At 55.5% G+C, this 17,820-nt stretch carries 18 protein-coding genes; 17 read left to right on the plus strand and 1 reads right to left on the minus strand.

What is annotated here, in order from left to right; genetic code table 11:
• Nucleotides 1-47: 47 nt before the first annotated feature.
• On the minus strand, nt 48-1,430 hold the full coding sequence (glmM, locus tag ACQKLP_RS19410) for a phosphoglucosamine mutase (RefSeq protein WP_427324531.1): 1,383 nt from the start codon (nt 1,428-1,430) through the stop codon (nt 48-50).
• 171 nt (nt 1,431-1,601) lie between these two features.
• Between glmM and ACQKLP_RS19415 the strand changes: the two genes are divergently transcribed.
• From ACQKLP_RS19415 to ACQKLP_RS19495, 17 genes are all read left to right on the plus strand, one after another.
• The gene (locus tag ACQKLP_RS19415; RefSeq protein ID WP_427324533.1) at nt 1,602-3,623 is read left to right on the plus strand and encodes an LTA synthase family protein; all 2,022 of its coding nucleotides are present in this window, start codon (nt 1,602-1,604) and stop codon (nt 3,621-3,623) included.
• Between the two features lie 17 nt (nt 3,624-3,640).
• Nucleotides 3,641-4,390, plus strand: coding sequence for a class I SAM-dependent methyltransferase (locus ACQKLP_RS19420; RefSeq protein WP_427324535.1), 750 nt, complete (start codon nt 3,641-3,643; stop codon nt 4,388-4,390).
• On the plus strand, nt 4,390-4,971 hold the full coding sequence (locus tag ACQKLP_RS19425; RefSeq protein ID WP_427324537.1) for a phosphatase PAP2 family protein: 582 nt from the start codon (nt 4,390-4,392) through the stop codon (nt 4,969-4,971). Before ACQKLP_RS19420 ends, ACQKLP_RS19425 begins: the two co-directional genes overlap by 1 nt.
• Entirely contained in the window at nt 4,968-5,705 is a 738-nt protein-coding gene (locus ACQKLP_RS19430) for a ZIP family metal transporter (RefSeq protein WP_427324539.1), read from the plus strand. Before ACQKLP_RS19425 ends, ACQKLP_RS19430 begins: the two co-directional genes overlap by 4 nt.
• A gap of 26 nt (nt 5,706-5,731) precedes the next feature.
• On the plus strand, nt 5,732-7,018 hold the full coding sequence (locus tag ACQKLP_RS19435; protein WP_427324541.1) for a hemolysin family protein: 1,287 nt from the start codon (nt 5,732-5,734) through the stop codon (nt 7,016-7,018).
• A 238-nt stretch (nt 7,019-7,256) separates the two neighbouring features.
• Nucleotides 7,257-8,831: an HAL/PAL/TAL family ammonia-lyase gene (locus ACQKLP_RS19440; protein WP_427324543.1), complete on the plus strand. Its 1,575-nt coding sequence runs from the start codon at nt 7,257-7,259 to the stop codon at nt 8,829-8,831.
• Nucleotides 8,832-8,873: 42 nt separating this feature from the next.
• Entirely contained in the window at nt 8,874-9,602 is a 729-nt protein-coding gene (gene fabG, locus ACQKLP_RS19445; RefSeq protein WP_427324545.1) for a 3-oxoacyl-ACP reductase FabG, read from the plus strand.
• Nucleotides 9,603-9,684: 82 nt separating this feature from the next.
• Nucleotides 9,685-10,905, plus strand: a complete 1,221-nt coding sequence (locus ACQKLP_RS19450; RefSeq protein WP_427324547.1) for a beta-ketoacyl-[acyl-carrier-protein] synthase family protein — start codon at nt 9,685-9,687, stop codon at nt 10,903-10,905.
• A gap of 118 nt (nt 10,906-11,023) precedes the next feature.
• Nucleotides 11,024-11,281: an acyl carrier protein gene (locus ACQKLP_RS19455; RefSeq protein ID WP_341840991.1), complete on the plus strand. Its 258-nt coding sequence runs from the start codon at nt 11,024-11,026 to the stop codon at nt 11,279-11,281.
• A gap of 152 nt (nt 11,282-11,433) precedes the next feature.
• On the plus strand, nt 11,434-12,162 hold the full coding sequence (locus tag ACQKLP_RS19460; RefSeq protein WP_427324549.1) for a lipid A biosynthesis acyltransferase: 729 nt from the start codon (nt 11,434-11,436) through the stop codon (nt 12,160-12,162).
• 13 nt (nt 12,163-12,175) lie between these two features.
• Nucleotides 12,176-12,595 carry a 3-hydroxyacyl-ACP dehydratase gene (locus tag ACQKLP_RS19465; protein WP_427324551.1) on the plus strand — a complete coding sequence of 140 codons (420 nt, stop codon included), beginning with the start codon at nt 12,176-12,178 and terminating at the stop codon, nt 12,593-12,595.
• Between the two features lie 13 nt (nt 12,596-12,608).
• A complete protein-coding gene (locus tag ACQKLP_RS19470; RefSeq protein WP_341840988.1) occupies nt 12,609-13,262 on the plus strand; it encodes a hypothetical protein in 654 nt (217 codons plus the stop codon).
• A gap of 27 nt (nt 13,263-13,289) precedes the next feature.
• The gene (locus ACQKLP_RS19475; RefSeq protein ID WP_427324553.1) at nt 13,290-13,715 is read left to right on the plus strand and encodes an acyl-CoA thioesterase; all 426 of its coding nucleotides are present in this window, start codon (nt 13,290-13,292) and stop codon (nt 13,713-13,715) included.
• Nucleotides 13,712-14,848 carry a beta-ketoacyl-[acyl-carrier-protein] synthase family protein gene (locus ACQKLP_RS19480; protein ID WP_427324555.1) on the plus strand — a complete coding sequence of 379 codons (1,137 nt, stop codon included), beginning with the start codon at nt 13,712-13,714 and terminating at the stop codon, nt 14,846-14,848. Before ACQKLP_RS19475 ends, ACQKLP_RS19480 begins: the two co-directional genes overlap by 4 nt.
• A gap of 23 nt (nt 14,849-14,871) precedes the next feature.
• Nucleotides 14,872-15,939, plus strand: coding sequence for a class I SAM-dependent methyltransferase (locus ACQKLP_RS19485; RefSeq protein ID WP_427324557.1), 1,068 nt, complete (start codon nt 14,872-14,874; stop codon nt 15,937-15,939).
• Nucleotides 15,940-15,960: 21 nt separating this feature from the next.
• Nucleotides 15,961-17,208 (plus strand): NAD(P)/FAD-dependent oxidoreductase, encoded by a 1,248-nt coding sequence (locus tag ACQKLP_RS19490; protein ID WP_427324559.1) that lies wholly within the window; start codon nt 15,961-15,963, stop codon nt 17,206-17,208.
• Complete coding sequence (locus ACQKLP_RS19495; RefSeq protein WP_427324561.1) at nt 17,205-17,819, plus strand: beta-ketoacyl synthase N-terminal-like domain-containing protein; 615 nt, start codon at nt 17,205-17,207, stop codon at nt 17,817-17,819. Before ACQKLP_RS19490 ends, ACQKLP_RS19495 begins: the two co-directional genes overlap by 4 nt.
• Nucleotide 17,820: the final 1 nt, after the last annotated feature.

Genomic DNA, 17,820 nt, shown 5'->3' on the forward strand with positions numbered 1-17,820 from the left:
GGCAGTTAATTCCGCCATCCGTTCATCCATCTATAAGTCTATAGGAATTATATGAATTCCTTGATATCCTGCATGATCTTACGGGCGATATTGTCTGCCGTGGTCTCATTCTGGCTTTCCGCATAGATCCGGATAATGGGCTCCGTGTTGGACGTCCGCAGGTGCACCCAGTCCTTATCGAACTCGATTTTCAGCCCGTCTTCGGTGTTCAAAGGCTGGTTTTTGTACTTTCCTTTGATCTTTTCGAAGATTTCCTTCACGTCGATGCCTTTGTCCAGCTCGATCTTGTTTTTGCTGATGAAATAGTCCGGGTACGAGTTCCGGAGCGCTTTCATCGTTTTTTTGCTCTGCGCCAGGTGGCTCAGGAACAGGCCGATGCCGATGAGGGCGTCGCGGCCGTAATGGAAATCGGGAACGATGATGCCGCCGTTGCCTTCGCCGCCGATCACGGCGTTAACGGCTTTCATCTTGTTCACGACGTTCACCTCGCCAACGGCGGAAGGATGGTATTCCCCGCCATTTTTGATGGTAATATCCTTCAGCGCCTGGGTGGAGCTCATGTTGGACACGGAATTGCCTTTCCGGTGCTTCAGCACGTAGTCGGACACGGCCACCAGGGTATATTCCTCGCCGAACATGCTGCCGTCTTCGCAAACGAAGCAAAGGCGGTCTACGTCCGGGTCTACGGCGATACCGAAATCCGCCTGGCTTTTATCTACCTCGTTGCTGAGCGCGGTGAGGTTTTCGGGCAGGGGCTCGGGATTGTGGGCGAATTTGCCGGAAACATCGTCGAACAGGGTGGTCACTTCCTTCACGCCCAGCGCCTTCAGCAGGGCGGGCACGAAGATGGCGCCGGTAGAATTCACGGCGTCTACCACCACTTTGAATCCGGCGGCTTCGATGGCTGCCTTATCTACGAGGGGGTAATTCAACACCAGGTCGATGTGCTTCTGGAGGTAGGAATCGTCTTTTTTGTACGATCCGAGTTTGTTCACGTCTGCGAAGGTGAAGTCTTCCCGCCCGGCGATATCGAGCACTTCGGCGCCGTCTGCGCCGGAGATGAACTCGCCTTTGGAATTCAGGAGCTTCAGGGCGTTCCATTCGCGGGGGTTGTGGCTGGCGGTCAGAATGATGCCGCCCGCTGCCTGTTCGAGGGGAACGGCGATTTCCACGGTAGGTGTGGTGCTGAGGTCCAGGTCCACTACGTCAATGCCCAGGCCGTTGAGGGTGGAAATGACCAGTTGCTTGACCATTTCCCCGGAAATCCGGCCATCTCTTCCGATCACCACTTTCCTGTTCTCCGCGTTCTGCTTCAGCAGCCAGGTGCCGTAAGCCGCGGTGAACTTCACCACATCGAGGGGGGAAAGTCCTTCGCCGGGCTTGCCGCCGATGGTGCCGCGAATTCCCGAAATTGATTTAATCAGTGCCACTTTATTGGATTTTTTTAGGATGGCAAAGATAATCGATTCCGTATTTATCCGACCCGCTATTTTGTCAGGTCGCCGAATCGCCGACCGGTATGTTGGCGCAATTAGTGTATATTTGCCGCTACGTATAAAATTTTACGGGAATATAAGTTTAGCGAATAACCAATTATTAAGATGATTCAGCTTTGGTCACGGATACCCAGATACATCCGGTATATTTTCACCCAAACCTTGTACCTGTTCGGTTTCCTGGTAGCGTGGCGCCTGATCTTCTATTTTTTCTTTTTCACCACCACCATTCAAGATAGCGGTGCCATCGCCAAAGCCTGGCATCTCGGCCTGAGGTTCGACATGCGCCTGGCCCTCATCTGCATGGCCCCCATCGCCCTGCTGGCGCTGCTCACGCGCGACCGCCTCTTCGGCCCCGGGTGGCTCCGCAGGCTGCATTTCGCCTATCTTTTCATCCTGTACGCATTCCTTACTTTATTTTACGTGACCGACCTGGGGCATTACAGCTACCTCGGTATCCGCATAGAGCCCTCCGTCACCCGCTTCCTCGCGCACGGCGAGCGGGGCACCAACGCCCGGATGCTCTGGGAAAGCTACCCCGTCGTCAAAGGCGCCATCGGCCTCGTTTTGCTCATGGCCTTCGTGATCTGGTCGTACCGCTCCATCTTCCGCCACTTCGCCAACCAGGAAGGCGTTCCCGTACGCCCCAAAGGCCTCGCGGCATGGGTGGTTGCCCTCGTACTGCTGTTCGGCGCCGGGATTTACGGAAACGTCGCCTATTTCCCGCTCAGGTGGAGCCAGGCCATGTTCACGCGCGACAACGGGATCACGTCCCTCGCCCTCAACCCCGTACTGTATTTCGTGTCGAACTTTTCGGTGAAAGACGATACCTACGATATTGCGCTCACCCGCAAATATTACGCGCCCGTGGCGGAATATCTCGGGGTCGACAAGCCCGACGCGTCGGCCCTGAACTACGCCCGCTTCGTGAAAGGCGACTCCCTCGCCGGCAGGCCCAACGTCATCATCGTGATGCTCGAATCGGGCGGCGCGGCCATGACGTCCATGTTCAACAACCCCATGAAAGCCACGCCCAACCTGCAAAAGCTCGCAGATGAAGGCCTGTTTTTCGACCATTTCTACGTACCGGCCATGAGCACCGCCAGGACCGTTTTCGGCGTTACCACCGGCCTCCCCGATATCTGTAAGTTCAAAACCGCCTCCCGCCACCCCGGCATCGTGGACCAGCGGGTCGTGATGGACCAGTTCAACGGATACGAAAAATATTACCTCCTTGGCGGAAACACCAACTGGGCCAACATCCGCGCCGTTTTTACCAATAACGTGGACAGCATACAGATTTTCGAGGAAGGCTACTTCAAAGCGCCAAAGGCCGATGTGTGGGGCGTTTCGGACTTCGACCTCATCACGGAGTCGGACGAGATCTTCCGCAGGGCCCACCAGGCCGGCAACCCCTTCGTGGCATTCCTGCAAACGGCCGACAACCACGAACCTTACACCACCACTTCCGGAAAGGGCGATTTTAAGAAAGTGACCGAAAAAGAGGTGGACATGCAGGCTTTCAAATCCGCCGGCTGGCTGTCGATCGACCAGTTCAACGCCATGCGCTACCTCGACTACAACGTGGGCTACCTCATGGAGCTGGCGGGAAAATCCGGGTATCTCGACAATACGATTTTCGTATTTTTCGGCGATCATTCCGCCCGGTTGAACCCGTTCAAGCATATGCCCCTGCCCGAATACGAGATGGGAACGTTCGTAGACCACGTGCCCTGCATCATCTGGGCGCCGAAAATGGCGAAGCCGCAACGGATCAGCCGGATGAGCAGTTTGCTGGACGTGTACCCCACCGTGGCGAAAATGGCCGGGGTAGACTTTACGAACTACACGATGGGCGTGGATATGCTCGATACCACCTTCGCCGGGGAGCGCTACGCTTTCGTGGTGTACAACCGCGGCGAAAACTATTACGGTCTCATGGGGAAAAAATATTTTTGCGAGATCGGGATGGACAGCGGGAAGATGCGGTTGTACGACCTGGAGGGCGATCCCATGAAAGACGTGAGCGCCGCGCAGCCGCAAATTGCCGGGGAACTGGAGAAATTAACCCGCGGATTTTACGAATCATCCCGATATTTGATGTTTAACAATAAAAAACCGAAATAATTTTCGACCGACACGAAATGGAAGTGCCGAAACAATGGTTCAAAGACTGGTTCAATTCACCGTATTATCACCTGCTGTACAACAACAGGGATGAGCGGGAAGCGTCTGCCTTCATCGACAAGCTGGTAGATTACCTGCGCCCGGACGCCGGCGCCCTGATGCTCGACGTGGCCTGCGGCCGCGGGAGGCATGCCCGGTACCTGGCAGACAAGGGGTTCAACGTTACCGGCATCGACCTGTCGGAAGAAAGCATCGCCGCTGCGCGGAAGCTGGAGAACGAGCGCCTGAGCTTTTTCCAGCACGATATGCGGCTGCCATTCCGCATCAACTATTTCGATATCGTATTCAATTTTTTCACCAGTTTCGGGTATTTCGAAACGCGGCACGAGAACGATAACGCCCTGCGCACGCTGACCAACAGCCTGAAGCCGGGCGGAAGGCTGGTGCTGGATTACCTGAACAGTCCTTTTGCGGCGGCGCACCTGGTGCCGAACGAGATCAAGGAGATCGACGATGTGGTGTTCGACATCCACCGCGAGGTGGAAGGGGGGAAGTTTATGAAGGAGATCCGTATCCTCGACAGGAAGAAGCTGTTCAGGACGAGCTTCGCCGAGCGGGTGTCTGCCTTCGGCCTGGCCGATTTCCGGGAGATGTTCGCGTTGCAGAAGCTCGAGATCACCGATGTGTTCGGGGATTATCATTTTAACACTTTCGATGAGGCGCATTCCCCGCGGTTGATCCTTATCGCCCAAAAACCGACATCCTGATGGGAACCTTGCTCACCTGGGACCTGGTCCTGTTTTTCAACATCAACAGTAAATGGGCGACCCCTTTCCTGGACAGCTGGCTGCCCTGGATGCGGGAACCCTATCTCTGGGCGCCCCTGTACCTGTTCCTCATGGTTTTCGTGACCTGGAACTGGGGCTGGAAAGGTTTCTGGTGGATCGTTTTCTTCATCCTGACCTTTGCCCTGTGCGACCAGGCCAGCAGTTTCCTCAAAGGCGCCGTAGGCAGGCTGCGCCCGGGCAACGATCCCAATATTGCCCCGTATGTGCGCATCATGGTGGGATATTACCCCCAAAGCGGCAGTTTCACATCTTCTCACGCGGCCAACCATTTCGGACTGGCCATGTTTTCATTTATAACCCTGCGGCGGTACATCCGCGGCTGGGCCTGGCTCTTTTTCGTATGGGCGGCGGTTATTTGCTACGCACAGGTGTATGTGGGCGTGCATTACCCGACCGATATCCTGGGCGGGGCGCTGCTGGGCTGCCTGGCGGGCTCGCTGAGCGGAGGGTTCTTTACCAGGCGTATCGGGCTGGAGCCATTACCTGAAAAAACAACATGAACATAGCTTACCTCATACTCATCCTGGCCGCCACGATCTTTGGCGGCATGATCCCCATGATATTCAAGCGGATCAGTCCCGGCCTGCCCATTTACCTGCTGGCGTTCACCGGGGCGTTCCTGTTCGGCGTCACGATCATGCACCTGCTGCCGGAAGTGTACCACGAGCTGGGGCATTCCGCCGGGATTTACATCGTGATCGGGTTTTTCCTGCAGGTGTTCCTCCAGCAGCTGAGCCACGGCATGGAGCATGGGCATACCCACCTGCCGGCTGCCGACGGGCACCACCATCACATCGCGGTAACACCGCTGCTGGTGGGGCTTTCCATCCACGCGTTCATGGAAGGCATCCCGCTGGGGTTCCATTATGAAGACAAATCCGCATTGCCGTCGCTCATGCTGGGCGTGATGGCCCACAAGATCCCGGAATCCCTCACGCTCATTACCGTGATGGTCCACGCCGGGCAATCCCGCGCCAGGCTCTGGAGGATCCTCGTCATCTTCTCCCTCGTCACGCCTTTTTCGGCGCTGCTGGCAGGGTGGCTGGGAGACAAGTCCGAAGCCGTCACCCATTCGCTGATCTACATCGTGGCGCTGGTGATCGGCGCTTTCCTCCATATCTCGACCACCATTTTCTACGAGTCCGGCACCAGGCATCATGAACTGAGCGGCAGAAAGGTGCTGGCCATCGCGATTGGCCTGGGAATGGCTTTTGTTACCCTGATATTTGAATAATTAATTATTTTTAGGCTTTATATATTATGGAAGTCGTCATTATCCTCGTCCTCATTTTGCTCAACGGCATCTTCTCTATGGCGGAGATTGCCCTGGTTTCCGCAAGGAAAGCGCGCCTCGAAAGCGCAGCCAAGCAGGGGGACGAAAAAGCCAGGGCAGCCCTGAAGCTGTCCAACAACCCGGACACGTTTTTGTCCACCGTCCAGATCGGCATTACGCTGATCGGCATTTTGACCGGTTTATATTCCGGCGAACAATTGAAGGAAGACGTAAAGGGCTTCGTGATGCAAATGCCGGCCCTGGTGCCTTACGCCAATGCCATCGCCACCGCCATCATCGTCATCTGCGTGACGTATTTCACCCTCGTGCTCGGCGAACTGTTCCCCAAAAGGATCGGCCTGGCCAACCCGGAGCTTATTGCGAAGAACGTGGCCAAGCCCATGTACTTCATTTCCCGCCTCACATTCCCCTTCGTTTGGCTGCTGAGCCGCTCCACCGCGGCCCTGGTGAGCCTTTTCGGGCTGAAACGCTCGTCGGATAACAATGTGACGGAGGAAGAGATCAAGGCGATCATTTCCGAGGGCACCTCTTCCGGCGCCATCGAGGAAACCGAACAGGAAATCATCGAACGGGTATTCCACCTGGGCGACCGTAATATCACTTCCCTCATGACCCACCGGACAGACATCGTTTGGCTGGACGTGAACGAGGAAGTGGAAAGCTACAAGCGCAAGATCAAACAGGCACCCCACTCCGTATACCCCGTCTGCGAAGGGCAGATCGACAATATCCGGGGCATCCTTACCATCAAGGACCTCTATACCGCCGGCAACGTGGCCGTGCTGAAAGATATCATGAAGAAGCCCCTCTTCATCCCCGAAAACAACTCCGCTTACCAGGTGCTTGAAAAGTTCAAGGAAACGCAGATCCATGCCGCGTTCATCGTTGACGAATATGGCACTTTTCTTGGGATGATCACCCTGAACGATATTCTCGAAGCGATCGTGGGCGATATGCCGGAAACCGGTCAGGATGATTACAACATGGTTAAACGGGAGGATGGAAGCTATCTCGTTGACGCACAGATACCTTTCTACGATTTTCTCTCCGAATTCGATATGGAAGACCAGATGGCCGAGTTCGAACAGGAGTTCGACACCCTGGCCGGATTCATTCTGCACCACCTGGAACATATCCCCCAAACCGGCGAAAAGCTGGAATGGCGCCGCTTTACCTTCGAGATCGTGGACATGGACGCGCACCGGATCGACAAAATTCTGGTAACGCCCCCTGCGAATATTGAAGAAGAGTAATAAATTTACATCCCGAAATGACCGGCAAAACGGCACTTCGGGATGTATTGCCAGACCGGAATTGAACGCGACAGGAAGCCACCTACTATCACTGCAATTTGTAACTAGTTGAATGCCAAAGGAGTATGGTAACCCCTGACCGTCCGTTAAAAATAGGAAGCAAGGATATTAGGAAAAAAACATCTTTATACTAATTTTGAGCGCTTTTTTACATAAACAAATAATTTAATTTAAAATAATGGTTGTACTAGGAAGTAAGGTGCTTTCTTTGGAAGAAGTACACAGGGTATTGTTTGAAGGGGAAGAGTTGGTACTCGATGAAACAGCCGTACAGCAAGTGAATGACAACTTCGAGTTTCTCAAGATATTTTCCGCTAAAAAGCTTATTTACGGGATCAACACCGGCTTCGGCCCCATGGCGCAGTACCGGATCCCGGAAAAAGATACGCTGCAGCTGCAGTATAACCTCATCCGCAGCCACAGTTCGGGAGCCGGCAAATGCCTGGCGCCCATCCACACCAAAGCTTTGATGATCGCCAGGCTCAGCAGTTTCATGCAGGGCTATTCCGGCGTTCACACCGACTTGGTGTACCTCCTCCGCGACCTCATCAACCTTAACGTATATCCCTGCATTTACGAGCACGGCGGCGTTGGCGCCAGCGGCGACCTCGTTCAGCTGGCCCACCTGGCCCATGCGCTGATCGGGGAGGGGAACGTGTTGTATGAGGACGAAATCCGCCCCGCGGCGGAAGTTTTCGAGCAGCTGGGCCTCCAGCCGCTCACGGTGCGCGTCCGCGAAGGGCTCGCCCTCATCAACGGCACTTCGGCCATGACGGGCATCGCCCTGGTGAACCTCATCGAAGCGCGCAAGCTGCTCCTCTGGAGCTGCGCCCTCAGCGCCATGATCAACGAAGTGGTGGAAGCGTTCGACGATCACCTCAGCTACGAGCTCAACGTCGTGAAACGCCATACCGGCCAGAATAAAGTCGCGGAAATGATGCGCGGCATGCTCGCCGGGTCAAAAATGATCCGCCACCGGCCCGATCACTTCTACAAAGAACTGGAAGAAGAGATTTTCAAGGACAAAGTGCAGGAATATTACTCCCTGCGCTGCGTTCCGCAGATACTCGGCCCCATTTACGACATCCTCGTGCAGGCCGAAACGATCATCGTCGGCGAGCTCAATTCCGTGAGCGATAACCCCGTGGTAGACCACCGGCAACAGAACGTGTTCCACGGCGGCAACTTCCACGGCGATTATATCTCCCTGGAGATGGACAAGCTGAAAATCGCCATGACGAAGCTTTCCATGCTCAGCGAGCGCCAGCTCAACTATCTCATGAACGACAAGCTGAACCACAAGTTCCCGCCGTTCATGAACCTCGGCAAGCTGGGCTTCAACTTCGGCATGCAGGGTGTGCAGTTCACCGCCACCTCCACCGTAGCGGAAAACCAGACCCTCAGCTACCCGATGTACCTGCACAGCATCCCGAACAACAACGACAACCAGGATATCGTGAGCATGGGCTGCAACGCGGCACAGCTGACGTACAAAGTGATCGAAAATACCTTCGAAGTGCTGACCGTTCAGGTGATGACGCTCCTCCAGGCGGTGGATTTCCTCAACTGCCAGGACCGCCTGGGCGCATTTACCCACAAGATCTATCAGGACATCAGGGCTATTTTCCCTAAATTTATCGACGACGCGCCCCGTTATGCAGACGTGCAGCGCATCAAGGCTTACCTCATGCGGCACGAGCCCGTGGTGGCGGAGCCGACCGTGGAGAAGCGGAAGAAATCTTCCGTTCAGTAGCAATATTTTAACGAAACAACAGCATAAGAAACAATTACACGGATGAAATGCGCATTGATAACAGGAGGTTCCCGCGGCATCGGCAGGGCGGTTTGCATCAAACTGGCGGAACAGGGCTACCATATCCTGATCAATTATAAAGGCAATACGGCCGCGGCGGAAGCAACCCTGGAAGCCGTGCGCCAGAAAGGCTCCGATGGCACCCTGCTCAAATTCGACGTAGGGAACGAAAGCGAGGTGAACGAAGTGCTCGGCGCCTGGCTCGAAGCCAATAAAGACAAACAGATCGAAGTGCTGGTCAACAACGCCGGCATCCGGGAAGACATGATGCTTTTCCAGATGTCGACCGAAAAATGGAAAAGCGTGCTGGACGCGAGCCTCGACGGGTTTTTCTACGTTACCAAGCTCGTGCTTACCGGCATGCTGCTCAAACGCTACGGCCGGATCGTGAACATGGTGTCGCTTTCCGGATTGAAGGGGACCCCCGGCCAGGTGAACTACAGCGCCGCCAAGGCCGGCCTCATCGGCGCCACCAAAGCCCTCGCCCAGGAAGTCGCCAAGCGCAACGTGACCGTCAACGCCGTGGCCCCGGGTTTCATCCGGACGGACATGACGGACGGACTGCCAGAAAAAGAGCTCTCCGCCATGGTGCCCATGCAACGCTTCGGAACGGCCGAAGAAGTGGCAGAAGCCGTGGCCTTCCTGTCGTCCAGAGGCGCGTCCTACATCACCGGAGAAGTGCTCAACATCAACGGCGGTCTTTATTCCTGACCCGGCAGCCATTTCCGCAGCATATCAAAACAGTAACGAAAAATACGGGGCCATGGCCCCGCGATGATAATTAACACAGCGCATGAACAGAGTAGTGATCACAGGCATAGGCATATATTCCTGTCTCGGGAAAGACCTGGAGACGGTGAAGGAATCCCTTTTCCAGGGGCGTTCCGGCATCGTGCTGGACGCCGATCGCAAAGCGTTCGGTTACCGCTCGGGGCTGACCGGCTGGGTAGACCGTCCGGAGCTGAAAGGCTTGCTGGACCGGCGCTCCCGGCTCATGATGCCCGAACAGGCGGAATATGCCTATATGAGCACCCGGGAAGCCCTGGCCGTGGCTAAAATGGACCCCGATTACCTGGATTCGAAGGAAGTAGGGCTGCTGTTCGGGAACGACAGTTCCGCCAAGCCCGTCGTGGAAGCTACCGATATTATCCGCGAAAAGAAAGATACCATGCTCGTGGGCTCGGGGTCGGTGTTCCAGACCATGAACTCCACGGTCAACATGAACCTGGCCACCATTTTCCGGCTCAAGGGCGTGAATTTCAGCATCAGCGCGGCTTGTGCCAGCGGCTCGCATGCCATCGGGGTGGGGTATAGCTTCATCCGCTCGGGCATGCAGGACGCGGTGATCTGCGGCGGCGCACAGGAGATCAACCTGTACGCCATGGGCAATTTCGACGCCATCGCCGCATTTTCCGTCCGTGAAAACGACCCCACGCGCGCTTCCCGCCCGTTCGACCGCGACCGCGACGGCCTCGTGCCTTCCGGCGGGGCGGCCACGGTGATCCTGGAAAGCCTGGAATCGGCACAGCGCCGCGGCGCGCCCATCCTGGGAGAAGTGCTGGGATACGGTTTCTCCAGCAACGGGGCGCATATCAGCAACCCCAGCGTGGAAGGGCCCACGCGCAGCCTGGAAATGGCCCTGCGCGATGCGGGCCTGTCGCCCAAAGACATCGGCTACATCAACGCCCACGCCACGTCGACCCCCGCGGGAGACGCCAGCGAGGCCAAAGCCATCCATGCCGTGTTCGGCGAATGCCGCACGCCCGTCAGCTCCACCAAAGGGATGACAGGGCACGAATGCTGGATGGCCGGTGCCAGCGAGATCGTATATTCCATGCTCATGATGCAGCACGGGTTCATGGCGCCCAACATCAATTTCGAAAACCCCGACGATGATTCGGCCAAACTGAACATCGTTACGAATACAATTAATAAAAATTTTAATATATTTTTGTCTAATTCCTTTGGCTTTGGGGGAACTAACTCCTCCCTTATTGTCAGGAAATGGGAATAATTCGGACATGAGGCCGGTTATGGGCGGTTTTTCTATAATTTTGCCCCGTAGCCTGCATGCGAACCCATGGGATGCAAAGTGAAAGCTATCTAACCTATATCTGGAACACTTAAAGTTTATGGAAATCAAGGAGATCATTCAAAAAACCAATGCTTTTCTGGCGGACGAATTCGAAGTTTCACCCGAAAGCATTACCCCCGAGGCCGACCTGAAGGCCACGCTGGAACTGGACAGCCTGGACTATATTGACCTGGTAGTGGCCATCGAGAACAATTTCGGGTTCAAGGTGAAACCGGAAGACTTCCAGGGCATCGTTACCTTCCAGGACTTCTATGATTATGTCATCGAACGTGTTAAACAAAAAGAACTGGTATAATGCCATCGTGGCAGGGTAAATCCAAAGGAAATAAGCTCGGTTACCGGATCTTCATTGGTGTATTGCGTTACGGAGGCATTCGTCCGGCTTATTTCCTGCTGGTATTCGTTTCAGTTTATTATTGCCTGTTCTCCTGGAACACTGCCCGGTCTATGTACCGGTTTTTTCGTTATAAGGTACAATACTCCCGGTGGCGCGCCATGGCGTCCGTTTACCGGAATATCTATATATTCGGCCAGACGTTGATAGACAAAGTGGTGGTGATGGCCGGGATCCCCAATCGTTTCAGCTTCGATTTCGATGGTGAAGAACGGCTCCACGCGATGGTCAGCAGCGGCAAGGGCGGCATCCTGCTCAGTGCGCATCTGGGCAACTGGGAAGTGGCCGGCCACCTGTTCACCCGGTTGAACACCCGGATCAACATCGTGATGTTCGACGGGGAACACGAAAGAATAAAAAGTTACCTCGAAGGGGTAACGGGCGGAAGGAATGTGAATGTCATTGTACTGAAAGACGATCTTTCGCATATTTACGCCATCAACGATGCGCTGGGCAAGCAGGAACTGGTGTGCATGCACGCCGACCGGTTCCTGGCCGGCAACAAGACGGCAGAGAAAATGTTCCTGGGAGAGCCGGCACGCTTTCCCATAGGGCCTTTCCTGCTGGCTTCCACGTTCAGGGTGCCCGTATCGTTCGTTTTTGCTTTTAAGGAAACCGCTACGCATTATCACCTCTATGCCACCGATCCCAAAGTATACCCCGGCGCCAAACAGGGTGGTTTAGACCAGTCGATGGAAGATTTTGTAAGCGTAATGGAAGAGAAAGTGCGGAAATATCCGCTGCAATGGTTCAATTATTATGATTTCTGGTCGAAAGACTGACAATACGCATCATATGCATCACGAAGACATTACCGAATATATCCCCCAGCGCCCGCCGATCGTCATGATCAGCAGGCTCATCGAAGCGGGGGAAAAGAACATCCGCACCGAGCTCGACGTGGCGGCCGACAACGTGTTCGTTGAAAACGGAACGCTCATGGCCCCGGGGCTCGTAGAGAATATCGCGCAGACGGCCGCGGCCAGGGTCGGGTTTCTCGCCAGGCGCGACAATGTGCCCGTGCCCCTCGGCTTCATCGGCGCCATTCAAAACCTCGAAGTACTGGAGCTCCCGCCCGCAGGATCCACCCTCCAGACAGAAATCCTTATCACCCATGAACTCTTCAACGCCACCGTGGTCAAAGGTTCCGTTCAACTGAACGGCCGGACGCTGGCACAATGCGACATGAAAATTTTCATCGCCCAAAAACCATAAAACAAGAGTCACCATGAAACTGAAAAATCTCGTTTTGCCCGTGATCGCTTTCGCCCTTAGCGCATCCGCCGCAAACGCCCAGACCGCCAAAGACGTATTCGACACGGAAACCAAGCTGACCTGGATCGGCCTCGACTGGACCAAAACCCGCCTCATCGGCGACGCCGCCGCCAAAGCCGATCAGATCGTAGAAAAAAACTTCGTGGAAGTAAACCAGAAAGTGGTGAACGAATACAAGAAGTTCGACGTAGCCAAAGCTTTCCGCCGCAGCGAAGTGAGCACAGACATCGGGCCGGTTAACAAAAGGACCGCGAAGATCGATCCGGACAACCTGCTGTCCGACAACTCCGACGATTACCAGCACCTCAAGCCCGAAGACATCACCACCCTCGTGAAAGGGTTCGATTTCAACGGCAAAACCGGTATCGGCATCGTTTGGTTCGTGGAAGGCATCAACAAAACCAAGAAGGAAATGTCGGCCTACGTAACGCTGGTAGACATGAAAACCAAAAAAGTACTGTTCACCGAGCGCATGGTGGGAAAGATGGGCGGCAAGTTCGGCGTGGCCTTCGGGTATGCCAACATGTACCTGTCCGGCGTTAAATCCATCCTTGACGACATCGAAAAAGACAAGTACAAAGAGTGGAAATCCACTTACGGAGGATAATTTTAATTGAAAACATCAACATCATTCATGCAACCTGTATTGAGCGAAGAGGCGGAAGTGCTGGTCCGGTTTAATGAAGCAGATCCGCTGGGCATTGTGTGGCACGGCAATTATATCCGGTATTTCGAAGACGGCAGGGAAGCCTTCGGCGCGAAATACAGGTTGCGTTATCTCGACATTTTCGCGCATGGGTACACGGTGCCCGTCGTGAACGTGGAATGCAATTACAAGCGGCCTTTGCGGTATGGCGATAAAGTAAGGGTAGAAACCCGCTACATCCCTACGGAAGCCGCCAAGATCCGTTTCGAGTACACCCTGTACAACGCCGAAACAAGCGAAGTGGTTTGCACGGGCGCCTCCGTGCAGGTGTTCCTCGACAAGGAAGCCGACATCCTGCAACTTACCGTTCCGGCGTTTTTCGCGGAATGGAAAAAACAGTGGGGGGTGTCATGACGAAGGTGTACGTAGCTGCGGAAAACATCGTGTCGCCCCTGGGGCTCACGGCCCAGGCCAACTTTGACCGCCTCCTCGCCGGAGAAAGCGGTATCCGCCGGCAACCCGGCGGCTTTTTCGCTTCCGCCCTGCCCGAAGAACTGCTGCGCCCCGCCGCGGCATCGGCCGGCCTGGCGGACAACACCCGTTTCGAGCAGCTGACCGTACTCAGCATCAAAGACGCGCTTTCCCGCACGAAAGTGCCCATCGGGGATCCGCGCACCGCCTTCATCCTGTCCACCACCAAAGGCAACATCGCCTTGCTGGAACAGGGGAAAGCCGGCCAGCCCGGCGCCTCCATGCTGCTGCACGCCACCGCCGCACAGGTTGCCAAAACCGTAGGCGCGGCCGCACAGCCTATCGTGGTGAGCAACGCCTGTATCTCAGGCCTCCTCGCCATCCTCATCGCCCAGCGCCTCATCCGCGCCGGGCAATATGACCATGCCGTGGTTTGCGGGGCCGACGAACTGACCAGGTTCGTCCTGTCCGGCTTCCAGTCTTTCCAGGCCGTTTCCGACGAGCCCTGCCGCCCGTTCGACGCGGCGCGCAAAGGGGTGACCCTGGGGGAAGGAGCGGCTACGGTCGTTTTAACGAAGGACACGACATTGTTGCCGGCCGGCGAAGCCATCCTCCTCGGGGAAGGCGCTTCCAGCAACGATGCCAATCATATTTCCGGTCCGTCGAGAACGGGCGCCGAACTTTCTTCCGCGCTTGTTTCCGCGATGCACCGGAGCCGCCTGGGGCCCGCGGATATCGGGTTCGTATCGGCGCACGGTACCGCCACGCTGTACAACGACGAAATGGAGGCGAAGGCTTTCCATTTGTCGGGTTTGCAGGATGTTCCGGTCAACAGTCTCAAAGGCAACTACGGCCATACCCTTGGCGCGGCGGGGCTCATAGAGACGGTGGCCGGGATATATGCCATGAAACAAGGTGTGGTATTGCCGACCGCCGGCTTTGAATCATCCGGAATCAGCCATCCATTGATGGTGAGCAGTCAACTCGGGCAACGTACCATCCGTCATTTCCTCAAAACCACTTCCGGTTTTGGAGGGTGCAATGCGGCGATGGTGTTCAGCCGTGTGACATTGTAAAAAATTAAAAAAGCAGATCACCCATGAACTTTTTCACGAAGGAAACGAAAACCGCATTACAGGCGAAAGAACAGGCCCTCTGGCTGGCTTTTGCACCCATTGCTTTCCAGGCTTCCAAGGCGCTGAGAGACATGGGCGTCCTCAAAGCCGTGTCTGACGCGGGCATGCAAGGCGCCACCATCGACGAGATACTTCCCAAAGTGAACCTCTCCCGGTATTCGCTGCGCGTGCTGCTGGAAGCGGGCCTGGGCATGGATATGCTGCTGGTGAACGAAAAGCGCTACACCCTTTCGAAAACCGGTTATTTCATCCTGAACGACGAGCTCACCCGCATCAATATGGACTTTTCGCACGATGTGTGCTATAAGGCCATGTACCATCTGCAGGACAGTTTGACGGAGAACCGTCCGGCGGGGCTGCAGGAGCTGGGCCCGTGGGAAACCATCTACCAGGGGCTTTCTATCCTTCCCGAACCTGCCCGCACCAGCTGGTTCAACTTCGACCATTATTATTCCGACCTCGCCTTCCCCGGCGTACTGCCCATCGTGTTCGGGCAGAAGCCCAAAAAGCTGCTGGACATCGGCGGCAATACCGGGAAATGGTCGATGGCTTGCGCGGGATACGATAAAGACGTGCATGTGACCATCATGGACCTGCCCGTTCAGATCAACGTAGCGCGCCAGAACATCAACGAAGCGGGCCTGCAGGACCGGGTTTCCTTCTTCGAGACGAACATCCTCGACGAGAGCCTGCCGTTTGCGCAGGGCTTCGACGTGATCTGGATGAGCCAGTTCCTGGATTGCTTCTCCGAAGAGCAGATCATCAGCATTCTCCGCCGTTGCCGCGAAGCGCTCAACGATGGCGGCAGCGTGTTCATCCTGGAACCTTTCTGGAACAAACAGCAATTCAAATCCGCCGCGTTCTGCCTGCAGCAGACGTCGCTCTATTTTACCGCCATCGCCAACGGCAACAGCCAGATGTACCACACCGACGAGTTTTACGACTGCATCCGTGCGGCCGGGCTGGAAGTGGTGATGGAGAACAACAACGTGGGGCTGAGCTATACCCTGCTGCGTTGCGTGAAAGCATAAGCAATTAAAAAACCCTTCCATATGACAACTGAAAAGGTGGATGTTTTAGTGATTGGCGCCGGCCCCTCAGGCACGGTAGCCGCATCCATAATCAACAAGGCCGGCTATTCAGTGAAGATCGTTGAAAAGCTGAAGTTCCCCCGATTCGTGATCGGCGAGAGCCTGTTACCCCGATGCATGGACGCGCTTACCGAAGCTGGCTTTATCGATGCCATCTCCGAAAAAGGCTTCCAAAAAAAAGCCGGCGCAAAATTCGTCAAACAAGGCAGGATTTGCGACTTCACCTTTGCCGAGCAGTACACCCCGGGCTGGCAATGGACATGGCAGGTAACCCGTGCCGACTTCGATCATACCCTCGCGCAAACCGTCGAAAAGATGGGCGTACCGGTGGAATATGAAACCACCGTGACAGGGATCGTCTTCAACGGTTCCGACTCCGTAACCACGGTGGAAGACATCCACGGCAACAAAAAACAGATCGAAGCCCGGTTCATCGTAGACGGCAGCGGATATGGCCGCGTGATCCCCAAACTGTTCAACCTCGAAAAAGAATCCGTTTTACAACCCCGTAAAGCATTATTCGCCCACACCAACGACGTGCGCCGTTCCATGGCCGACGAGCCCAACCGCATCACCGCCGTTGTGCACGACAAAGGCGTATGGATCTGGATCATCCCGTTCTCGACCGGCATCACTTCCGTCGGTTTCGTCGGCGATCACACTTTTCACGACAAATTCTCCGGCACCCAGGAAGAAATGTTCCGCGCCATGCTGGCCTCCGAACCTTATACGGCCGAACGTTTCAAAGACGTGGAGTTCCTCTTCGAGCCGCGCAAACTGGAAGCCTGGAGCGCCACCACCGATAAATTCTACGGCGAAGGGTTCGTGCTCACCGGCAACGTGACCGAATTCCTCGACCCCATCTTCTCCTCCGGCGTAACGCTGGCCACCGTTTCCGCACAAACCGCGGCCAAACTGGTGATCCGCAAGCTGCAGGGCGAAAACATCGACTGGGAGAAAGAATACATGGAGCCCACCATGCAGGGCGTGAACGTTTTCCGCTCCTACGTGATGGCCTGGTACGAAGGTACCCTCGACACCATCTTCTTCTCCAAAAATCCCGATCCCGTCGTTAAAGCACAGATCTGCTCCGTTTTGGCAGGATATGTGTGGGACCAGAGCAACCCTTACGTGGAACTGCACGCCACCGAACTGAAAAGGCTCGCGCGCAAAATCGAACTAACGGAAAAACTGGGTAGCCTATCATGATAAAAACAGGCATTTATATCAACGCATCCTGCATCATCCGCCACCATTCGGCGGAGAAAAACGGCCAGCCCGTATACGAGGCGCGGCATGCAGACCTGCCAGACTTCCTCCGCGGGCTGTACGACCGCTTCAGCGGGCAATATCCCAAGTTCCACAAGATGGATCTGCTCTCGAAGCTGGGATGGGCCGCCACGGAGATTTTGCTGCAGGATATGCCCATGGATATGTATGCCCCCGAAGATACCGGCGTGATCCTCGCCAACGCGAGCAGCAGCCTGGATACGGACGAGAAATATTTCGAGACCGTGCACGACATCGCCAGTCCGGCGCTGTTCGTGTACACCCTCCCCAACATCGTGATCGGGGAGATCAGCATCCGGCACAAGTTCAAGGGCGAAAACGCCTTCTTCGTGCAGGAACGTTTCGATACGGCATTTATAACGGGTTATGCGGCGCAACTGCTGGAAAGCGGCGCCGTGAAAGCCGTGGTGTGCGGATGGGTGGAGCAATACCACGCCGGGCACGAAGCGGCTTTTTACCTTTTGGAAACAACCCCGCGCGGCATGGCTTTGCCGTACAGCGCGGAAACAGCGGAAAAATTGTATAGATAAT

It is taken from the genome of Chitinophaga sp. NPDC101104, from assembly GCF_050277495.1.
GTDB lineage: Bacteria > Bacteroidota > Bacteroidia > Chitinophagales > Chitinophagaceae > Chitinophaga.